Raw genomic sequence first — 19,395 nt, 5'->3', positions numbered from 1 at the left:
CCCCGGTCGTCGGGGTGTTACTGATGCGTGCCCCGGGCGGGGCGGTGGAAACGCACCGCCCCGCGAGGCGGCACTACGCCGTTTCGCGGCGCAGCCGGAACCAGTAGAAGCCGTGCCCTGCGAGGGTGAGCAGATACGGCAGCTCGCCGATGGCGGGGAAGCGCACCCCGCCGAACAGCTCCACCGGGTGCCGCCCGCCGAACCGGCTCAGGTCCAGCTCGGTCGGCTGGGCGAAGCGGGAGAAGTTGTGCACGCACAGCACCAGGTCGTCCTCGTACTCGCGCAGGAACGCGAGCACCGCCGGGTTGGAGGACTGGAGCTCGTTGTAGGTCCCCAGGCCGAAGGCGGGGTTCTGCTTGCGGATCTCGATCATGCGGCGCGTCCAGTGCAGCAGGCTGGACGGGGAGGACATGGCGGCCTCGACGTTGGTGACCTGGTAGCCGTAGACCGGGTCCATGATCGTGGGGAGGAAGAGGCGCCCCGGGTCACAGGACGAGAAGCCCGCGTTGCGGTCGGGGGTCCACTGCATCGGGGTGCGCACGGCGTCGCGGTCGCCGAGCCAGATGTTGTCGCCCATCCCGATCTCGTCGCCGTAGTACAGGATCGGCGAGCCGGGCAGGGACAGCAGCAGGGCGGTGAACAGCTCGATCTGGTTGCGGTCGTTGTCGAGCAGGGGCGCGAGGCGGCGGCGGATGCCGATGTTGGCGCGCATCCGCGGGTCCTTGGCGTACTCGGCCCACATGTAGTCGCGTTCCTCGTCGGTGACCATCTCCAGGGTCAGCTCGTCGTGGTTGCGCAGGAAGATGCCCCACTGGCAGCCGGAGGGGATGGCCGGGGTCTTGGCGAGGATCTCGGAGACCGGGTAGCGGGACTCCCGCCGTACGGCCATGAAGATGCGCGGCATGACCGGGAAGTGGAAGGCCATGTGGCACTCGTCGCCGCCGCGGTGGAAGTCCCCGAAGTAGTCGACGACGTCCTCCGGCCACTGGTTGGCCTCGGCGAGCAGCACCTTGTCGGGGTACTGGGCGTCGATCTCCTCGCGCACCCGCCGCAGGAACGCGTGGGTCGCGGGCAGGTTCTCGCAGTTGGTGCCCTCCTGCTGGTACAGGTACGGCACGGCGTCCAGCCGGAACCCGTCGATGCCGAGATCCAGCCAGAACTTCAGCGCCGAGATCATCTCCTCCTGCACGGCCGGGTTCTCGTAGTTCAGGTCCGGCTGGTGCGAGAAGAAGCGGTGCCAGTAGTACTGCTTGCGTACCGGGTCGTACGTCCAGTTGGAGGCCTCGGTGTCGACGAAGATGATCCGGGCGTCCTGGAACTGCTTGTCGTCGTCGGCCCAGACGTAGTAGTCGCCGTACGGGCCGTCCGGATCCCGCCTGGACTCCTGGAACCACGGATGCTGGTCACTGGTGTGGTTCATGACGAAGTCGATGATCACCCGCATGCCGCGCTGGTGGGAGGCGTCCACGAACTCCACGAAGTCGGCGAGGTCACCGAACTCCGGCAGTACGGCGGTGTAGTCGGAGACGTCGTAACCACCGTCTCTGAGCGGTGACTTGAAGAACGGCGGCAGCCACAGACAGTCGACCCCCAGCCACTGGAGATAGTCGAGCTTGGCGGTCAGGCCCTTCAGGTCGCCGACGCCGTCGCCGTTGCTGTCCTGGAAGGAGCGGACCAGTACCTCGTAGAACACGGCGCGCTTGAACCACTCCGGGTCCCGGTCCTTGGCGGGCGTGCTCTCGAACGTGTCCGGAACGGGCTCGTTGACGATCATATGGTGGGTGACCCTCCGATCTGCGGGTTGGACGGTCGCAGGACGGTGAAGACATGCGCGGGCCTGTGACCCGGTTCGAGGCGCACATAGTTGGCCCTGCCCCAGTGATAGGTCTCGCCGGTGAGCTCGTCGCGCACCGGCACGGACTCGTGCCAGTCCAGGCCGAGTTGCGGCATGTCCAACGAGACCGTGGCCTCCTGGGTGTGGTGGGGGTCGAGGTTGGCGACGACCAGGACCGTGTTCGCTCCGCTGCGCTTCGAGTAGGCGATCACCTGGTCCTTGTCGGTGTGGTGGAAGTGCAGATCGCGCAGCTGGCGCAGGGCCGGGCTGCGCCGCCGGACGGTGTTGAGCCGGGTGATGAGGGGCGCGATGGTCCGTCCCTCGCGCTCGGCGGCCGCCCAGTCGCGCGGTCGCAGCTGGTACTTCTCGGAGTCGAGGTACTCCTCGCTGCCCGGGTGCAGCGGGGTGTTCTCGCACAGTTCGTAGCCGCTGTAGATGCCCCAGGTGGGGGAGAGGGTCGCGGCGAGGACGGCGCGGACCTCGAAGGCGGGCCGGCCGCCCTGCTGGAGGAAGGCGTGCAGGATGTCCGGGGTGTTGGCGAAGAAGTTGGGCCGCATGTAGGCGGCCGCCTCGCCGGACAGCTCGGTGAGGTACTCGGTGAGTTCCTGCTTGCTGTTGCGCCAGGTGAAGTAGGTGTACGACTGCTGGAAGCCGATCTGCGCCAGAGTGTGCATCATCGCGGGCCGGGTGAAGGCCTCGGCCAGGAAGATCACGTCCGGGTCCTTGCGGTTGATCTCGCCGATCACCCGCTCCCAGAACACCACGGGCTTGGTGTGCGGGTTGTCCACCCGGAAGATCCGCACCCCGTGCCCCATCCAGTGCCGCAGCACCCGGACGGTCTCGGTGACCAGGCCGTCCATGTCGGCGTCGAAGGCGATCGGGTAGATGTCCTGGTACTTCTTCGGCGGGTTCTCGGCGTAGGCGATGGTGCCGTCCGGCCGGTGGTGGAACCACTCCGGGTGCTTCTGCACCCAGGGGTGGTCGGGGGAGCACTGGAGGGCGAAGTCGAGCGCGATCTCCAGACCCAGGCGCTGCGCCTCGCGCACGAAGAAGTCGAAGTCCTCCAGGGTGCCCAGCTGCGGGTGCACGGCGTCGTGCCCGCCCTCGGGCGACCCGATCGCCCAGGGCACCCCCACGTCCTGCGGGCCGGCGGTCAGGGTGTTGTTGGGGCCCTTGCGGAAGGTCGTGCCGATCGGGTGGATCGGCGGGAGGTAGACGACGTCGAAGCCCATGTCGGCGATCGGCTTCAGCCGCCGGGCGGCCGTGCGGAAGGTGCCGTGCGGCTGCTCGGCGGTGCCCTCCGAGCGCGGGAAGAACTCGTACCAGGAGCCGAACAGGGCGCGTTCGCGCTCCACCAGCAGCGGCATCCGGTCCGACGCGGTGACCAGCTCCCGCAGCGGATACCGGGCCAGCACCTCCAGGGTCCCCGGCGCCAGCGCGGCCGCGAGCCGCCAGGCGGCCGGCCGGTCCTCGTCCCGCAGGGCCGCCACCGCGTCCAGGACCCGCTGCCGCTCCGGGCCCTTGGGCACCCCGGCGGCGGCACGCTCGTACAGCAGGGCGCCCTCCGCCAGGACCAGTTCCGTGTCGATCCCGGCCGGGATCTTGATCTCCGCGTGCCGCCGCCAGGTGGTGAGCGGGTCGGACCAGGCCTCCACCGTGTAGCTCCAGCGGCCCGGCGCACCGGCGGTGACCGTGGCGCCCCAGCGGTCGGTGCCGGGGGCCAGCTCCCGCATCGGAGTCCAGGGCCCGGGCCGGCCGGCGGGATCGCGGAGTACGACATTGGCGGCCACGGCGTCGTGTCCCTCCCGGAACACGGTGGCCGTCACCTGGAACGCCTCCCCGGTCACCGCTTTGGCGGGCCGGCGCCCGTGCTGCACCACGGGCCGGACGTCGAGGACGGGGATACGGCCGACGGCCGGGGCCGTGGGCGAGGGACGTGGCTTCCTGCTGTTCCGGCCGGCGGGCTTGTCGCTTGCCGGGGGCGCTGACGAGTGCTGCGTGGCGGGCATGACCGCTCCTGTCCGCTTCAACTGGGTGTGGGCGGATGGCTGTGGGGAGGTGGGTCCTGCGGGGTGCTGTGGTACGCCTGTGGGGTCGTACCGGAGGAGCCTTCCCACCCTGTTCGGGTGAGCAATCCGGAACTTTGTTAACTACTCACGCGTATGTCTACGCATACCGCAGCCCCTTTTACGGTCCCTTGTGCGACCTCTTCTTCCGGGTGCCCGGCGACCGGGACCTGACGCCCCGACACCCCCGGTCGGCAGGTCCCCACCGACGCTCCGGTAACCACTACCGTCAAGGGTGACGACGAGACGTACAGCGCCGTGCGTCTCACCCCGCGACGCGTCGAGGTGGAATGTGAAGGCGATCCGTCGGTTCACCGTCCGTCCCGTGCTCCCCGAACCCCTCCGGCCGCTGAGCGACCTGGCGCGCAATCTGCGCTGGTCCTGGCATGCGGAAACGCGCGACCTGTTCCAGTCCGTCGACCCCGAGCGATGGCCCGAGGGCGGCGGCGACCCGGTGCGGCTCCTCGGCGGGGTACGGCCCGCACGGCTGGCCGAGCTGGCCGGGGACCGCCGGTTCCTGCGCCGCCTGCGCGCGGTCGCGGACGACCTCGACGACTACCTCACCGGCGACCGCTGGTACCAGGCCCAGGCCGACGGCCTGCCCGCCGCCGTCGCCTACTTCTCCCCGGAGTTCGGCATCACGGCCGCGCTGCCCCAGTACTCCGGCGGTCTCGGCATCCTCGCCGGCGACCATCTCAAGGCCGCCAGCGACCTCGGCGTCCCGCTGATCGGTGTCGGCCTGCTCTACCGGCACGGGTACTTCCGGCAGACCCTCTCCCGTGACGGCTGGCAGCAGGAGCACTATCCGGTGCTCGACCCCAACGAACTGCCCGTCACCCCGCTCAAGGAGCCCGACGGCAGCCATGCGCGGATCTCCCTGGCGCTGCCCGGCGGCAGGGCCCTGCACGCCCGGATCTGGCTGGCGCAGGTGGGCCGGGTGCCGCTGCTGATGCTCGACTCGGACGTGGAGGAGAACGGCCCCGGCGAACGCGGGGTGACCGACCGGCTCTACGGCGGCGGCGGCGAGCACCGGCTGCTCCAGGAGATGCTGCTCGGCATAGGAGGGGTCCGGGCGGTACGGACGTACTGCCGCCTCACCGGCCACCCGGAACCCGAGGTCTTCCACACCAACGAGGGCCACGCGGGCTTCCTCGGCCTGGAACGCATCGCCGAACTCGCCGCGTCCGGGCTGGACTTCGACTCCTCCCTGGAGGCGGTCCGCGCGGGCACGGTCTTCACCACCCACACCCCCGTCCCGGCCGGCATCGACCGCTTCGACCGGGAGCTGGTCGCCCGGCACTTCGGCCCGGACGCCGAACTCCCCGGCCTCGACGTCCAGCGCGTCCTCGAGCTGGGCATGGAGACGTACCAGGGCGGCGAGCCGAACCTGTTCAACATGGCCGTGATGGGCCTCCGGCTAGCCCAGCGCGCGAACGGGGTGTCGCTGCTGCACGGCCAGGTCAGCCGGCAGATGTTCGCCGGCCTGTGGCCGGGATTCGACCCCGAGGAGGTGCCGATCACCTCCGTCACCAACGGAGTGCACGCGCCCACCTGGGTCGCCCCGGAGGTGCTGCGCCTCGGCGCCCGGCAGATCGGCGCCCAGCGCGCCGAGGACGCGCTCACCGTCGGCGGCTCCGACCGCTGGGACTCGGTCGCGCAGATCCCGGACGACGAGATCTGGGAGCTGCGCCGCACCCTGCGCGAACAGCTGGTGCAGGAAGTACGCGACCGGCTGCGCGCCTCCTGGCGGCAACGCGGCGCGGGCGACGCCGAACTGGGCTGGATCGACGGCGTCCTCGACCCCGACGTCCTGACCATCGGCTTCGCCCGCCGCGTCCCCTCCTACAAACGCCTCACCCTCATGCTCCGCGACCGCGACCGCCTCACCCGCCTCCTCCTCCACCCGGAGCGGCCGGTGCAGCTCGTGGTGGCCGGAAAGGCACACCCCGCGGACGACAGCGGCAAGCGGCTCGTCCAGGAACTGGTCCGCTTCGCCGACGACCCGCGCGTCCGCCACCGCATCGTCTTCCTGCCCGACTACGGCATGGCGATGGCGCAGAAGCTCTACCCCGGCTGCGACGTCTGGCTGAACAACCCCCTGCGCCCGCTGGAGGCCTGCGGCACATCCGGCATGAAGGCGGCCCTCAACGGCTGCCTCAACCTCTCCGTCCTGGACGGCTGGTGGGACGAATGGTTCCGCCCCGACTTCGGCTGGGCCATCCCGACGGCGGACGGCGCGGGCACGGACACGGACCCGGACCGCCGCGACGACATCGAGGCGGCGGCCCTCTACGACCTCCTGGAACAGCGGGTCACCCCCCGCTTCTACGAACGCGGCCGGGCCGGCCTCCCCGACCGCTGGATCCAGATGGTCCGCCAGACACTCACCCTGCTCGGCCCGAAGGTCCTGGCGGGCCGCATGGTCCGCGAATACGTCGACCGCCTCTACGCCCCCGCCGCGCAGTCCCACCGCGCCCTCACCCCCGACGTGGCGCGCGACCTGGCCGACTGGAAGTCCCGGGTGCGCTCGGCGTGGCCCGGCGTCAGCGTCGACCACGTCGAAACGACGGCGACCAGCCCCACGGCGGAACTGGGCACCACGGTGGGCCTCCGCGTCCGCGTCGCCCTCGGCGCCCTGACCCCGGACTACGTCGAGGTCCAGGCGGTGTCCGGCCGGGTGGACGCGGAGGACCGCATCACGGACGCGACGGTGATGCCGCTGAAGCCGACGGGCACGCCGGACCTGGAGGGCCGCGTCGTCTACGAAGGCCCCCTGGCCCTGGACCGCACCGGCCCCTACGGCTACACGGTCCGCATCCTCCCGACCCACCGCCTGCTGGCCGCCTCCGCGGAGATGGGCCTGATGACGGTGCCGTCGGAGGAGGTGGTGGAGGGGGCGGGGGTGGTGCTGCGCTGAGCGGCGCCCAGGTCTTCTTCTTCCTCAGCTCCTCTTCAAGGCCCTGATGAAGAGGTCGAAGGACCCGGCCGGGACGGTGAGGATGCCGAGGGCCGGGTCCTTGGAGTCGCGGATGGATATGTGGGTGGGGGTGGGGGCGATTTCCACGCAGTTGTTGCCGTCTCCGCCACCGGAGTAGGACGACTTCCGCCAGTTGCCGGGGATGGTCATGGTAGGTCTCACAGTTCCTTGGCCAGTCTGTGGATGAAGTCACGCGAAGGGGTGGGGGCGAGCGATGCCGCCTCCACTCTATGGAAGACCGTCCGCAGGACTTCGAGCTGAGCCTCGGAATCGATGAAGCCCGTGCCGTGTGGGGCGTCACGAGCGGCTGTGTCCAACCGTGGTACGGCACCGCCCGCCAGCATCATGGGACTCCAGGTCCCCCCGAAGCCGTCGACGTCGAAGGGGATGACCCGGACGGTGATGTGCTCTGCCTCCGACAGTTCCAGGATGCGGCTGAGCTGGGCTCTTGACGTCCTGCGATCAGCGACCCGAATGCGGAGCGCCGCCTCGTGGACGACCGCCTCGTACGGGACGGGGACCGTGCGTTCGAGGATGACTCTCCGCTGCATCCGGTGCCGGACGCGCAGCTCCAGCTCCTCTGCCGGGAGTACCGGGACTCTGGAGGAGAAGGCCGCCCGGGCGTAGTCCTCCGTCTGGAGGAGACCAGGGACGAAGAGGAACTCCACGTCGCGTCGGTATGTCGAGTGATGTTCCAACTCGGCGAGATCGAGAAAGGCGGTGGGCAGCAGCTCCCGGTACTCCTCCCACCAGCCACGGGTGCGGTCGGTTGCCATGGCCACCAGGGCGTCGATCAACCCGTCATCCGTGCACGAGTAGTTCGCGGCCATACGACGCAGCCGCTTCTCACTCACACCGGCGAGCCCGGACTCGATCTGACTGATCTGCGGAGCGGTCACCCCGAGCAGGGCCGCAGCCTCCCTCGATGCGAGGCCGGCCGCGTCACGGAGCCTGCGTAGCTCGGTGGCCAGACGCATCTGACGTGCCGTCGGCTCGGTTCTCTTCGCCATCGACTGGTCCTCTCAACGCGCCGTGCCCGGCGACCCGTTCGGGGTCAGATTACGCGACCAGCTTGCGGGATCTAAATATTGCCCCCTACCGTCAGTGACGTACTGATTGCGCTGCGGAAGTGCACCGCGCCGTCCTGCCATGACGGCTGCGGCAATGCCACCGCGCGCGAAATCCCCACTGAACGACTGGAGTTGCTGACGCATGTCCGAAAGCGCGCCCACCGAGACCTGGGACTACACGATCTACATCCCCAACGACCTCAGAGCGGTGACCGTCTGCCGCCGCACCCTGCGCCTGATCCTCACCCTGCACGGTCTGATCGGCCTGGTGGACACCGCCGAGCTGCTCGCGACGGAGCTGGTGTCGAACGCCGTACAGCACACCAAGGGCCCGGCGGCGCTGAGGGTCCGCCGCATGCCGGAGGGTACGGTCTGGATCGGCGCCTGGGACACCGACCCCGCCCCGCCGGACCCGCCCCGCCCCCTGGACCAGGCGGCCGGCCTGGAGCTGGAGGAGGGACGGGGCCTGGGCCTGGTGAAGGCGTGCGCCCGCTACTGGGGCTGGCAGCCGACGGCACGCTTCGGCGACCGGGGGAAGTACGTGTGGTGCGAACTTGCGGCGGCATGACGCGCTGACAGAACGCAGACGTGCCTGTTCAAGCGAGCCCACACCAAAACGACGGGACCGATGAGCTGCTGGTGCGCGGCATCCGGCATGCCTTGGCGGAAGCACGGTTGAGGTGGATGCGCTGGATCAACCGGGCTGGAGACTGGCCCTGATGCAGACCAGCGCTGGGCTCCGCCGGCAGCACTACGGGGCAGCAGGCAGGTGTGCGGTCTGTTCACGGGTGGCGCACGTGGATGTCAGGGTCCCAGCACTTGCTTAACCCTTCCGCCGAGCGACGGCCGTCACGTCCCGCCGAGCATCTCGTCTTCGTCGAAGCCGAGCTCCTCCTCAATGCCGAGTTCCTCGGCCGCGTGCCACTTCAGCGGCTTGGGCCAATCACCCGAGGCCACGGACCTCAGAACATCTTGCGCTTCCGGCGTATCGATATCACCGAGGGATTGGATGATCTTGATGCACAAGCTGAAGTACGGCGCATCAGATTCCATTCTTTCCTGGAGGAGCAGACCGAGTGCACCGACTGCCTCTTGGGCGTGCAGTTCTCCGAGAAACTCGACGAGGTCCTCCTCGTTCACTCGTCGCGCTTCCTTCTGGTGGGCCAGTGAGTTCTGGGAAGATCGACCAACATGCTTGCCCGATGTGAGAGCGTTCAGGAGAATTTCGGCGAGCCCGTCCGGGTGGAGGTGTAGGGCGACTGCCGCAAAGCGCTCGAACCTATGCCAGTCGCCGGTGCTGGCCATGGCCCGAAGCCAGTTAAGGATTTTCGTCCCGGATTCGGGCACCTCGACTGCTATGCGTGCGGCCTTCTCTTCGCCTATGTAGCCATTGCCGATGAGGGCGTCGACACGATCGATAAGCGGGTCCGTGCCTCCATGGTCGATGCCGAACGTCTCTTTCAGGGATACGGCACTCACCTCACTTCACGCGGCTCGCAAAGATCCAGAAGGAACTGCTCGATCACGGCTCTCCTTGGTGCTCAGATTTAGGCGAGACCATTGATAAGGCTAATCGACTCGTTTCATCACCGCCTCTATGAACTCAACCGGTGGCAGATAGTCGTGATCGATTACATAGTGGATGATCAATGTGGGGGCAGCGTAAATTTCTCCACCGGCTGCCGTGACGATGATTTCTCCGTTTCCAAGATAGGCAGTACTTCCTGATTCTTTATTCCTTACTTGCAGGGGGGATCGCCGATCGCAGAACTCGCAATGATGTACACCCCGCGTGAGATTTGCTGGGTTGCTGGCTCGGTCGATGAGGTGGTCGACAAACCCTGCTGGATAATCCCCCGTAGGGAAATCCCTGTCAGCGCTCAGCCAACCGACGTTGAGGAGCCTTTCCGAATTCTCAGGCGGATTCGGTGGCCATACAGTCTTCCAGTACTCGTGCGGAGATAGGTCTCTGTAGTATGTCATCAGTGATCCCATATTGAAGGTCCGTTGCGAAACAGCAGACCATCGTCGTCGGTGGGCGCCTTATGGCTCGGCGCACTGGGGCTGCTCTCTATCGGGTCAACTTTCCGGGGTCGCAACCTGCTGTAGGTGCTGGACAATGACATCGAGATCAGAAATTGTCGTGAGACAGAATTCCTGGTCCTGAATGGCGGTGGTGCGAATGACGTCGGAGAAAGCCGGGTCGGAGAGCCCCTGTGCCTCTTGTAGGACTCTGGTTGGCACGAGTACCCAGTTCCTCCTTGTCCGGTCGAGTGTCCATTCTGTTTGGGTGGGTGACTCTTGAATCACATTATCGATGACCTGTGCGATCTCTTCGCTAGGTGCTTTAAAGCGCCAGCCCATATATGCCACCTGATGGTAGCCGAAATTGTCGTTGTATTCCGCGGGCAGCTTGAACCAAGCTAGTTCCCCGAACCTGCTGAGTGCGCGGGTTGCTTGCGTGCTTCGAGTCGACATATCGGATCCGATCATCTCACCAGAGGGGCCCGGAGTATCCCCCGTTTTGAACAACGAGCTTCTTTCTGGGGTTTGACAGGCGAATGGCTCGCTCATAGTCGCCGTATGGGAGGGGATTCGAGCTCATTGCAGGGTCGTACACGTACCTGCCGTCAGTGTAAACGTCGTGATACCGATATCCTTGAATTTCGTCACCCATTTTCTCGGGTATCATTATTTCGGAATCATTGTGTGAAGTGAAATTGATGATCTTGCCCTCTCCTCCCGTCTCGCGGAGGATGTATTCGGCTATCTCTGAGCAGTCGATATTTCCGCCGATTGGAGCGGCTCTCATGACCTCTGTCGCCGCTTCATTCGGGGGAAAATTCGGATTTGACTTTCTGAAGTCGAAAGGCCCGCGGGGGATCTCTCCCTCAGGGTAATCCGGTGCGAGTCCGAGCGAATCAGAGTGGGTGTACGGGTTGCGGACATAGGTGACAGGGTTGGGTGCCGGAGTCAGGCCGAGAGGGTCCGGTGTGAGGTATCTGGCCGTCTCTGGGTCGTAGTGGCGGAAGTAGTTGTAATGCAGTCCCGTTTCGGGGTCGAAGTATTGGCCTGGGAAGCGTAGGGGTGTGTAGGTCGTGCTGTTTGTTGTCCAGGCCGTTGTGCCCCAGAGGGTGCTTCGGGTGCGCCAGGCTATGTTGCCCTGTTCGTCCACCAGTTCGCTCGGGGTGCCGACCAGGTCGGTGATGATGGCGAAGAAGCGGGAGTCGATCTCCGACTGGGGGGTGATGATGCGTTCCGTTTGGGAGAGGGGGCGTAGGCCCTGGTGGTCCCAGGTGAGGGTGACCGGGTGGGGGTAGTTCCCCGAGGTTGTGGTCTGTTCGCAGAGGGTTGTGCCGTCCCAGGTGAAGGTCACTCGCTCCAGGACTGTTTCGCCGTCGGCCGCCATGCGGAGTTTCGCCGTGCGGCGGCCCAGCGGGTCGTAGGTGTAGCGCCAGAGGGTGCCGTCGGGGGTTATTGCCGAGGTCAGGCGGTCTTCGGTGTCCCACTCGTAGCGCCAGGTGTCCGGCTTGCGGGACAGGCGGGTCTTCTGGCGCAGGGTGATGCGGCCCAGCGCGTCGTGTTCGTAGCGGACGTTGCCGGCTCGGGTGATGCGGGTGCCCGCATAGGAGCGGGTGCCGGTGGCCTCCGTGCCCGGGTGGTTCGCCGGCCAGGAGGCGTAGGTCTGGTTGCCTGCCTCGTCGTAGGCGTAGCGTTCGGTCCAGTTCGCCGCGTGGACCGCCGTTACCCGGCCTGTGGCGTCCAGGTCGAAGTGGCGGGCGCCGTTGAGCTGGTCCTGGATGCCGATGATGTTGCCGTCGGCTCGGTAGGTGTAGGTGCGGTGCTGGATCGTGCGGCCTGCGGTGCCGGTCACCGACTGGGTGGTCAGGCGGCCCATCGGGTCGAAGGTGTGGTCCAGGGTGACCGTGCCGGCGATCTGGCGGGTCAGTTCGCGGCCTGACTCGTCATAGGTGAAGTCGATCGAGCGGCCCGAGGCCACCATGCCGGTGCGGCGGCCCGCCGCGTCGTACGACCAGGTGGTGACCGCGCCCGTCGGCGTCGTGCGGCCCGTGCGGCGGCCCAGACTGTCGTAGGTGTAGGTCACCGTGCGGCCGTCGACCGTCTCCGAGCGCAGCCGGCCGAGGTGGTCGCGCAGGAGGGTCAGGGTCGTGCCGTCGGGGCCGGTCGCCTGGGCGAGTTGGTCGGTGAGGTCGTAGGAGTAGGTGGTGGTTCCGTCCGCCGTGTGCTTGCGGAGGATCTGGCCGAGGGCGTCGCGTTCGTACGACGTCGTCCGGCCGAGGGCGTTCCGTCTGCTGACCAGGCGGCCGGCCGCGTCGTAGGCGTAGGTGAGTGTGCGGTCGTCGAAGTCCGTCTCCGCGAGCAGGCGGCCCGCGGGGTCGTAGGTGTACTCCCAGGTCAGGCCCTGCGGGTTGGTGACCTTTGTGAGGCGGAGTTCGGAGTCGTGGGTGAACTCGTAGCGGACGCCGTCCGGGCCCGTGCGGGCCGTCAGCAGGTCGAAGTGGGTGTACTCGAAGTGCGAGACGCCGCCCAGGGGGTCCGTGTGGGTGGTGCAGTTGCCCTCGCCGTCGTAGGTCCAGGTCTCCGTCGTACCGTCGGGGGCCGTACGGCGGGTCAGGTGGCCTTCGACCGACCATTCCAGACGGGTTCGGGCGCCCGTCGGGTCCGTGATCGTGATCGGGCGGCCCTGGGCGTCTCGCTCGTAGGCGGTCACCGCTCCCAGGGGGTCCGTCACGCGCAAGGGCAGGCCCGCGCGGTCGCAGACGACCGTGGTGGTGTGGCCCAGGGGGTCCGTGACCGACATCAGGTGGCCGGACTCGTTGTAGGTGAATCGGGTGGTCCCTCCCGACGGGTCCGTGACCGATGTGCGGTTGCCCCGGTCGTCGTAGGTCTGGCGGATGACCGTGCCGTCGGGGTTGACCAGCTTCACTGGGAGGCCGAGCGCGTTGTACTCCGCCCTCGCCTCGCGGCCGTCCGGGCGGACGACCGAGGTGAGGTTGCCCTCGTCGTCGTAGTGGAAGGCCGTCGTGTGGCCGAGCGGGTCGGTGGTGGAGAGGAGGCGGTTGTGGCGGTCGCGGACGTAGCGCGTGGTCGCGCCCAGCGCGTCGGTCTCCGCCACCACCTGCCAGGCCGCGTCGATGAGGTAGCTGCGGGTGTGGCCCGCGCCCGTCGTCGCCGTTGTGGTGCGCAGCCCTGTCGTGGGGTCCGGGTCGGTGTAGGTCAGGCGCAGGGCCATGTGGCCGGCCGAGCCGCCCTCGGCGATGCAGCGGTCCTGGTCGTCGTACGCGTAGGTGTAGCTGCGGTCGTTGGTGTCCGTCCAGGAGGTGACGCGGCCCCGGTCGTCGTAGGTGAAGCGGAGGGGGAGGCCGGAGGAGTTGATGACCTCGGTGAGGTTGCCGTCCGTGTAGCGGAAGCGTTTCAGCTCCTCGCCGGTGGCGGACAGGTGGTACGCCGTGATGCGGCCGGAGTCCGTGGTGATGCGGACGCCCTGGCCGGCGCTGGTGTGGACGGCGAGGGGGGTGCCCTCCGCGTCGTACTCGAAGGTGAGGCGGTTGCCGTTGCGGTCGTCCATCTGTTGAAGGACGGCCAGGCTGTCGCCCCGGTCGGCGAAGTGCCAGGTGCGGAGGGTTTCCGGGTCGGTGATGGTGTAGCCGCCGGCCACGCGGTCCAGGGGGCGGCGGGGGCCGTGGGCCGGGAGGGTGGGCAGGCCTGGGGCCGGGTGGGGGTAGGACAGGAGGAGGCCGTCCTCCGTGACGTGGATGACGCCCTCGGCGTCTATCTCCAGGCGCTGGTCCAGCGTCGAGGACCAGGAGGGACCGAACCAGCGGCCCAGGTGGTAGCCCGATTCCACGCGCCGGGTCAGGGCGAGGGGCAGCGCGCCGGGGAGGGTGACGTCCGTCTGCGGCAGGTACATCTTGCCGGTGGCGAGGTCGACGGGGTCGGTGCCTTCGCTGCACCGTGATGCGTCGGGGCGGGAGGGCTCGTGCGGGTCCTCGGAGACCTGGTCCCGGGGAGTTTTCGCGTCCGAGTCCTCCAGGCCCTCCGGGTCCTCCAGGCCCTCCGGGGCCTCCGGGTCCTCCGGGTCCTCCGAGCCCTCTGCGCCCTCGGGAGACGCCGGGTCCGGAGCTTCGTCTTCGTGCTCGGTGCCGGTGTCGGAGGCGTCTTCGGGGCCGGTTTCGGAGTCTGCGTCCGCTGCGTTCGCGGGTTCCGGGGCGTCATCGGCGTCGGTCTGTTCGGCCTCCGGCTCCGCAGCGCCGGGTTCTTCTGCGTCCGCCGGTTCGGGAGCGTCGGCGTCGATCTGTTCAGCCTCCGGCTCCGCAGCGCCGGGTTCTTCTGCGTCCGCCGGTTCGGGAGCCTCGGCGCCAGGATGCTCGGCCTCCGGCTCCGGAGCCTCGGCTTCCTCCGCCTCCGTCGGCTCCGGAGCCTCGGCGCCGGTCTGTTCGACTCCCGGCTCCGGGGCGGCGGTCTCCTCCGGTGCGCTGTCGGCTTCCTCCGCGCCCGTCGGCTCCGGGGCATCGGCACCCTGCTCGGTGCCCGCGTCGCGCGTGTCGGTCGGCTCCGGGGCATCCACCGGCTCCGGAGCATCAACGGGCTCTGCTGACGGGGCCTCTTGAGGTGTCTCGGGCTGCTCGTGCCGACGGTCGCTCATGATCGAGATTCTGGCATTGCCACGTCAAGCAGATGGCCGACCGTCAACTCTCTCTCCCGTTCCGAGCGTCAGCAACCGTCACACCAGGGACAGGTGCGCTCAGGCCTCCGACTCCGACCCCGCGCACAGGCGCTTGAGGACCACCCCGCACCGCCGCGCATACGCGTGCTGGAGGGTGCGGGTCGCCGGGCCGCCCGCACGGGCGTACCACTTGGCGCCCTTGCTGAAGGCCGCGATCGTCAGCCAGACCGTGCCGTCACCGGTGCGTTCGACCAGGAAGGCCTCTTCGCCGCACTCGGGGTGGCCTTGGAGGGTGCCGTAGGCCCAGCCCGCGCGGCGGGGTTCCTCGGCGGTCCATATGATGCGGCAGGGGGCTTTTATGAGGCCGGCCAGGGTGACGGTGACGTCGACGCCGGGGGCCGCGCGGTCGGCGGTGGCGTCGATGCCGACGCCCATGGCGCGGTGCATCTCCCAGGTGAGGACCGCCTCGGCGGCCCGGCGGAAGAGCTCGGTGCCCTCGCCGAGGCGGGTGCGGACGAGCATCGGGTGGAAGCCGGGCGGGCAGTGGGTCAGGTCGTCGCGGGTCGCACCGACCGGCTCGTAGGTGAAAGGCGCCGAGGACATGGGTCACAAGGGTAGGGCGGTACCCGGAAGGCTCTTCTTCCGGGTACCGCCCTGGAGCAACTAGCCGTTCACTACTTCACGTTGACGCCGGTCCAGGCCGCCGCCACCGCGTTGTACTCGGTGCTGCCGGAGCCGTACAGGTCCGCCGCCGCGCTCAGGGTCGCCGCGCGGGCGTCCGAGTAGTCGGTCGTGGAGGTCATGTACTCGGTCAGCGCCTTGTACCAGATCTGAAGCGCCTTGGCGCGGCCGATGCCGGTGACCGTGGAGCCGTTGTAGGTCGGGGAGTTGTACGACACTCCGTTGACCGTCTTCGCGCCGCTGCCCTCCGACAGCAGGTAGAAGAAGTGGTTCGCGACACCGGACGAGTAGTGGACGTCCAGGTTGCCGACGGAGGAGGACCAGTAGTCCGCCGAGCCGCCGTCCTTGCTGGGCTTGTCCATGTAGCGCAGCGGGGTGCCGTCGCCGTTGATGTTGATCTTCTCGCCGATGAGGTAGTCACCGGGGTCCTTGGCGTTGTTGGCGAAGAACTCCACGCCGGTGCCGAAGATGTCGGAGGTCGCCTCGTTCAGGCCGCCGGACTCGCCCGAGTAGTCGAGGCCCGCGGTGTTGGAGGTGACGCCGTGGCTCATCTCGTGGCCGGCCACGTCCAGCGAGGTCAGCGGGTCGGCGTTGCCCGAGCCGTCGCCGTAGGTCATGCAGAAGCAGCTGTCGTCCCAGAAGGCGTTGACGTAGCTGCTGCCGTAGTGGACGCGGGAGTAGGCGCCGACACCGTCGTTCTTGATGCCGCTGCGGCCGAACGTGGACTTGTAGAAGTCCCAGGTCTCCTGCGCGCCGTAGGCGGCGTCGGCGGCCGCGGTCTGGTCGGAGGAGGAGGTGGAGGCGGTGCCGGTGCCGAAGGAGTTGGTCGAGCTGCTGACCAGCGTGCCCTTGCCGGACGTCTTGCGGGCCAGGTTGTACGTCTTGTGGCCGCCGCGCGTGGCGTCGGTCAGGTTGTACGTCCCGCTCGCCTGCGTGGTGGTGAGGCTGACGGTGCCGGAGTACAGGGTCTTGCCGGTGCCGGTGGCGTTCTCGATGCCCTGGTACTCGAAGAGCTTCTTGCCGGTGGCCGCGTCGGTGATGACGTGCAGCTGGTTCGGGGTGCCGTCGTCCTGGAGGCCGCCGACGATCGTCTCGTAGGCGAGGACGGGCTTGCCGGAGCCGGCCCAGATCACCTTGCGGGCGCCGTCCGCGGTGGACTTGGCGGAGCCGAGGGTTCTGGCGGCGGACACCGCCTGCTTCTCGGCCTTCGCGGCGCTGATCTGCGGCGTGAGCGAGGCCACCTTGATGGCCGACTTGTTCGCCTTGGTGATGCCCTTGGTCTTGCCGGACTTGGCGGTGTGCACCACCAGGTCGCCGCCGAGCACCGGCAGGCCCGCGTAGGTGCGCTCGTAGCGCGTGTGGACCGTGCCGTCGACGTCCTTGACGACGTCCTTGACGATCAGCTTCTCCTTGGCGCCGAGGCCTATCTTCCGCGCCGTCTCGGCGGCGCCGGCCTGGGCCTGCTGGATCAGGGAGGCGTGGGCGGCGACGGAGACCGCGGCCGGGGCGCCGGCCAGCGGCTTGGCCGTGGGCTGGGCGGAGGCGGTGGTGGTCACACCGGTGGAGAGCAGGGCTCCGGCGGCGACAGCGGTGGCGATGGCCAGAGTGGTGCGCTTGTGACGCGCGTAGAGGGGGCTCACTCAAAGCTCCTTCTCGTGGGGAGTCCGGTCAGCGTGGGGTCACTGGACCGGCAGTGTGGGGTTGTGAAGTTGCGGTGCTGCTGCGGCGGGTGGAGAGAGAGTGACATCAAGGGCGCGTACATGTCAGGACCCTGAAGTGATGTTGGCTGGAAATCGACGTTCAGATGAATGTTGCGGCCGTGTGAACCGGGTACCGCCCGAGCTGCTCCGTGCCTCGGGCGGCGCCCAGTTACAGGCTCTCCGGGGTGTGCTTTAGGGGAACGTCAGCTTCCAGCCGTTGAGGGTGCCGCTGTCGTAGGTGGCCTGATCCTGCACCCGCAGTTTCCAGGTTCCGTTGGCCGATTCGGCCGCGGCGTTGACCGTGTAGGTCTCGTTCACGTCGGCCGCCGAGTCCGAGGAGCTGAAGTCCTTCAGCCGGTACGCGGTGCCCGAGGGGCCGATCAGGTCGATCACCAGGTCACCCCGGTAGGTGTGCGTGATGTCGACGCTGACCTGGAGGTTGCCCGGCGCGTTTCCGCTCCTGCCGGAGACGGTGATGGACGACGTGACCGCGGGCCCGTTGTCGGGCACCGCCACCGGCGAGGTGTTCTCGTACGACGTCCCGCCCCCGGTGCCGCCACCGGAGCGCGAGCCGACCCCGACACCCGCCCAGGCGTCCTGCACCGCCTTGTACTCGGCGCTGGAGGTGCCGTACAGCTCCCCGGCCGCCGCGAGGGTGCCGGTGCGGGCGCCCGCGTAGGTGGTCGTGGAGGTGAACTTGGTGGTGAGCGCCCGATACCAGATCTGAAGCGCCTTGTCCCGGCCTATTCCGGTCACCGGAAGCCCGTCGGCGGTGGGCGAGTTGTAGCTCACGCCGCCGATGACCTTGGCGCCGCTGCCCTCGCTGAGCAGGTAGAAGAAGTGGTTCGCCGGGCCGGAGGAGTAGTGCACGTCGATCCCGCCGATGCCCGAGTACCAGCTGTCCTTGGACGAGCCGTCCTTGCTGGGCTTGTCCATGTAGCGCAGTGGGCTGCCGTCGCCGTTGATGTCGATCTTCTCGCCGATGAGGTAGTCACCGGGGTCGGAGGAGTTCTTGGCGTAGAACTCCACGCCGGTGCCCATGATGTCGCTGGTGGCCTCGTTCAGGCCGCCGGACTCCCCGCTGTAGTTCAGGCCGGCGGTGTTGGAGGTGACGCCGTGGCTCATCTCGTGGCCGGCCACGTCGAGGGCGGTCAGCGGGTGGGTGTTGCCCGAGCCGTCGCCGTAGGTCATGCAGAAGCAGCTGTCGTCCCAGAAGGCGTTGACGTACGCGTTGCCGTAGTGGACGCGGGAGTAGGCGCCGACGCCGTTGTTCTTGATGCCGCTGCGGCCGAAGGTGTTCTTGTAGAAGTCCCAGGTGACCGCGGCGCCGTAGTGTGCGTCCGCGCCCGCGGTGGCGGCGTTGGAGGTGGTGCCGTTGCCCCAGGTGTCGTTCGACTGGGAGAACAGCGTGCCGGTGCCGCTGCTGCCGTGGTTCAGGTTGTACGTCTTGTGGCCGCCCCGCGCCCCGTCGGTGAGCGAGTACGACGAACCCGACTGGGTCGTCGTCAGGGTGACCTGCCCGCTGTACTGGGTGTTGCCGATGCCGGTCCGCACGGCCTGGTACTCGAAGAGCCTCCGGCCGCTGGTGGCGTCGGTGATCACGTGCAGCCGGCTCGGGGTGCCGTCGTCCTGGAAGCCGCCGACGACCGTCTCGTACGCGAGTACGGGCTTGCCGCTCGCCGCCCACAGGACCTTGCGGACGCTGTCCGTGGCGGGCTTGTCGCCGCCGAGCGCCCTGGCCCGCCGTACGGCCTGCTGCGCGGCGGCCGTCCGGGAGACCGTCGGGGTGAGGCCGGTGCCCTTCAGGTCGGCGGGTGAGGCCTTGACGACCTCCATGGTCTTGCCGGCCCTGTTCGTGTCCACGATCAGATCGCCGCCGAGCACCGGCAGGCCCGCGTACGTCCGCTCGTAGCGGGTGTGCAGGGTGCCGTCGGCGTCCTTCACCACGTCCTTGACGACCAGCTTCTCCTGGGCGCCGAGGCCGATCGCGCGGGCCGTCGCGGCCTTCGCGGCGTCCGCGTGCCGGATCAGCTCGGCGCGCTGCGAGGGGCTGAGCCGTACCGCCGCGTGGGCCGGATCCACCTGGCCGGCCCGCGGGTTCGCCGGGGCGGCGCTGGCGGCGCCGGACTGGACGGCGGCGGCGATCAGCGCGGCGACACCGGCGAGTGCGACGGTCGCGGTACGGCGGTGGGAGAGGTGGGAGGTGGTGCGGTGCGGGGTGTGGGAGGTGCGTCCGCGAGAGGCGTTGCTTCTCAACACTGACTCCTTCTGCGTGACCGCGGGTCGCGCGGCCAGGGGAGACCGGACGGTGGGTCGATGCGTCCGGGCAGAGCGGGGCGTTGCGCGGAACCAGGTGCACAGCCGCCGTGCAGAGCGGGT

The 19,395-nt window shown here is 68.4% G+C and carries 12 protein-coding genes; 2 read left to right on the top strand and 10 right to left on the bottom strand.

Going from position 1 to position 19,395, the window contains the following annotated elements:
- Window positions 1–73: 73 nt before the first annotated feature.
- Complete coding sequence (gene treS / locus ACFVIU_RS01540) at window positions 74–1,774, bottom strand: maltose alpha-D-glucosyltransferase (protein WP_385839875.1); 1,701 nt, start codon at window positions 1,772–1,774, stop codon at window positions 74–76.
- Window positions 1,771–3,843, bottom strand: a complete 2,073-nt coding sequence (locus tag ACFVIU_RS01535) for an alpha-1,4-glucan--maltose-1-phosphate maltosyltransferase (protein ID WP_385839874.1) — start codon at window positions 3,841–3,843, stop codon at window positions 1,771–1,773. Before ACFVIU_RS01535 ends, treS begins: the two co-directional genes overlap by 4 nt.
- A gap of 349 nt (window positions 3,844–4,192) precedes the next feature.
- On the opposite strand from ACFVIU_RS01535, the gene ACFVIU_RS01530 reads away from it, so the two are divergent.
- The gene (locus tag ACFVIU_RS01530; RefSeq protein WP_385839873.1) at window positions 4,193–6,817 is read left to right on the top strand and encodes a glycosyltransferase family 1 protein; all 2,625 of its coding nucleotides are present in this window, start codon (window positions 4,193–4,195) and stop codon (window positions 6,815–6,817) included.
- A gap of 24 nt (window positions 6,818–6,841) precedes the next feature.
- Here the strand turns inward: ACFVIU_RS01530 and ACFVIU_RS01525 are convergent, their stop codons facing one another.
- Both ACFVIU_RS01525 and ACFVIU_RS01520 read right to left on the bottom strand, forming a co-directional pair.
- On the bottom strand, window positions 6,842–7,027 hold the full coding sequence (locus ACFVIU_RS01525) for a DUF397 domain-containing protein (protein ID WP_385839872.1): 186 nt from the start codon (window positions 7,025–7,027) through the stop codon (window positions 6,842–6,844).
- A gap of 8 nt (window positions 7,028–7,035) precedes the next feature.
- Window positions 7,036–7,887, bottom strand: a complete 852-nt coding sequence (locus ACFVIU_RS01520) for a helix-turn-helix domain-containing protein (protein WP_385839871.1) — start codon at window positions 7,885–7,887, stop codon at window positions 7,036–7,038.
- A 202-nt stretch (window positions 7,888–8,089) separates the two neighbouring features.
- Here ACFVIU_RS01520 and ACFVIU_RS01515 point away from each other — a divergent pair, with 202 nt between their 5' ends.
- Window positions 8,090–8,515, top strand: coding sequence for an ATP-binding protein (locus ACFVIU_RS01515; RefSeq protein ID WP_385839870.1), 426 nt, complete (start codon window positions 8,090–8,092; stop codon window positions 8,513–8,515).
- Between the two features lie 281 nt (window positions 8,516–8,796).
- Here the strand turns inward: ACFVIU_RS01515 and ACFVIU_RS01510 are convergent, their stop codons facing one another.
- The 6 genes from ACFVIU_RS01510 to ACFVIU_RS01485 all read right to left on the bottom strand — a co-directional run bounded on the left by ACFVIU_RS01510 (window position 8,797) and on the right by ACFVIU_RS01485 (window position 19,272).
- Window positions 8,797–9,426 (bottom strand): hypothetical protein, encoded by a 630-nt coding sequence (locus ACFVIU_RS01510; RefSeq protein WP_385839869.1) that lies wholly within the window; start codon window positions 9,424–9,426, stop codon window positions 8,797–8,799.
- 600 nt (window positions 9,427–10,026) lie between these two features.
- Window positions 10,027–10,440 (bottom strand): hypothetical protein, encoded by a 414-nt coding sequence (locus ACFVIU_RS01505; protein ID WP_385839868.1) that lies wholly within the window; start codon window positions 10,438–10,440, stop codon window positions 10,027–10,029.
- A gap of 1 nt (window position 10,441) precedes the next feature.
- A complete protein-coding gene (locus ACFVIU_RS01500; RefSeq protein WP_385839867.1) occupies window positions 10,442–14,614 on the bottom strand; it encodes an RHS repeat-associated core domain-containing protein in 4,173 nt (1,390 codons plus the stop codon).
- 99 nt (window positions 14,615–14,713) lie between these two features.
- The gene (locus ACFVIU_RS01495) at window positions 14,714–15,238 is read right to left on the bottom strand and encodes a DUF1990 domain-containing protein (protein ID WP_385839866.1); all 525 of its coding nucleotides are present in this window, start codon (window positions 15,236–15,238) and stop codon (window positions 14,714–14,716) included.
- A gap of 71 nt (window positions 15,239–15,309) precedes the next feature.
- Window positions 15,310–16,956, bottom strand: coding sequence for a M4 family metallopeptidase (locus ACFVIU_RS01490; RefSeq protein ID WP_385839865.1), 1,647 nt, complete (start codon window positions 16,954–16,956; stop codon window positions 15,310–15,312).
- A 252-nt stretch (window positions 16,957–17,208) separates the two neighbouring features.
- Window positions 17,209–19,272 carry a M4 family metallopeptidase gene (locus tag ACFVIU_RS01485; protein WP_385839864.1) on the bottom strand — a complete coding sequence of 688 codons (2,064 nt, stop codon included), beginning with the start codon at window positions 19,270–19,272 and terminating at the stop codon, window positions 17,209–17,211.
- Window positions 19,273–19,395 lie beyond the last annotated feature (123 nt).

Source organism: Streptomyces sp. NPDC127190 (assembly GCF_042672505.1).
Lineage (GTDB): Bacteria > Actinomycetota > Actinomycetes > Streptomycetales > Streptomycetaceae > Streptomyces.
The sequence above is the reverse complement of the archived record's forward strand: the minus strand, read 5'-3'. Positions and strand labels throughout refer to the sequence as shown.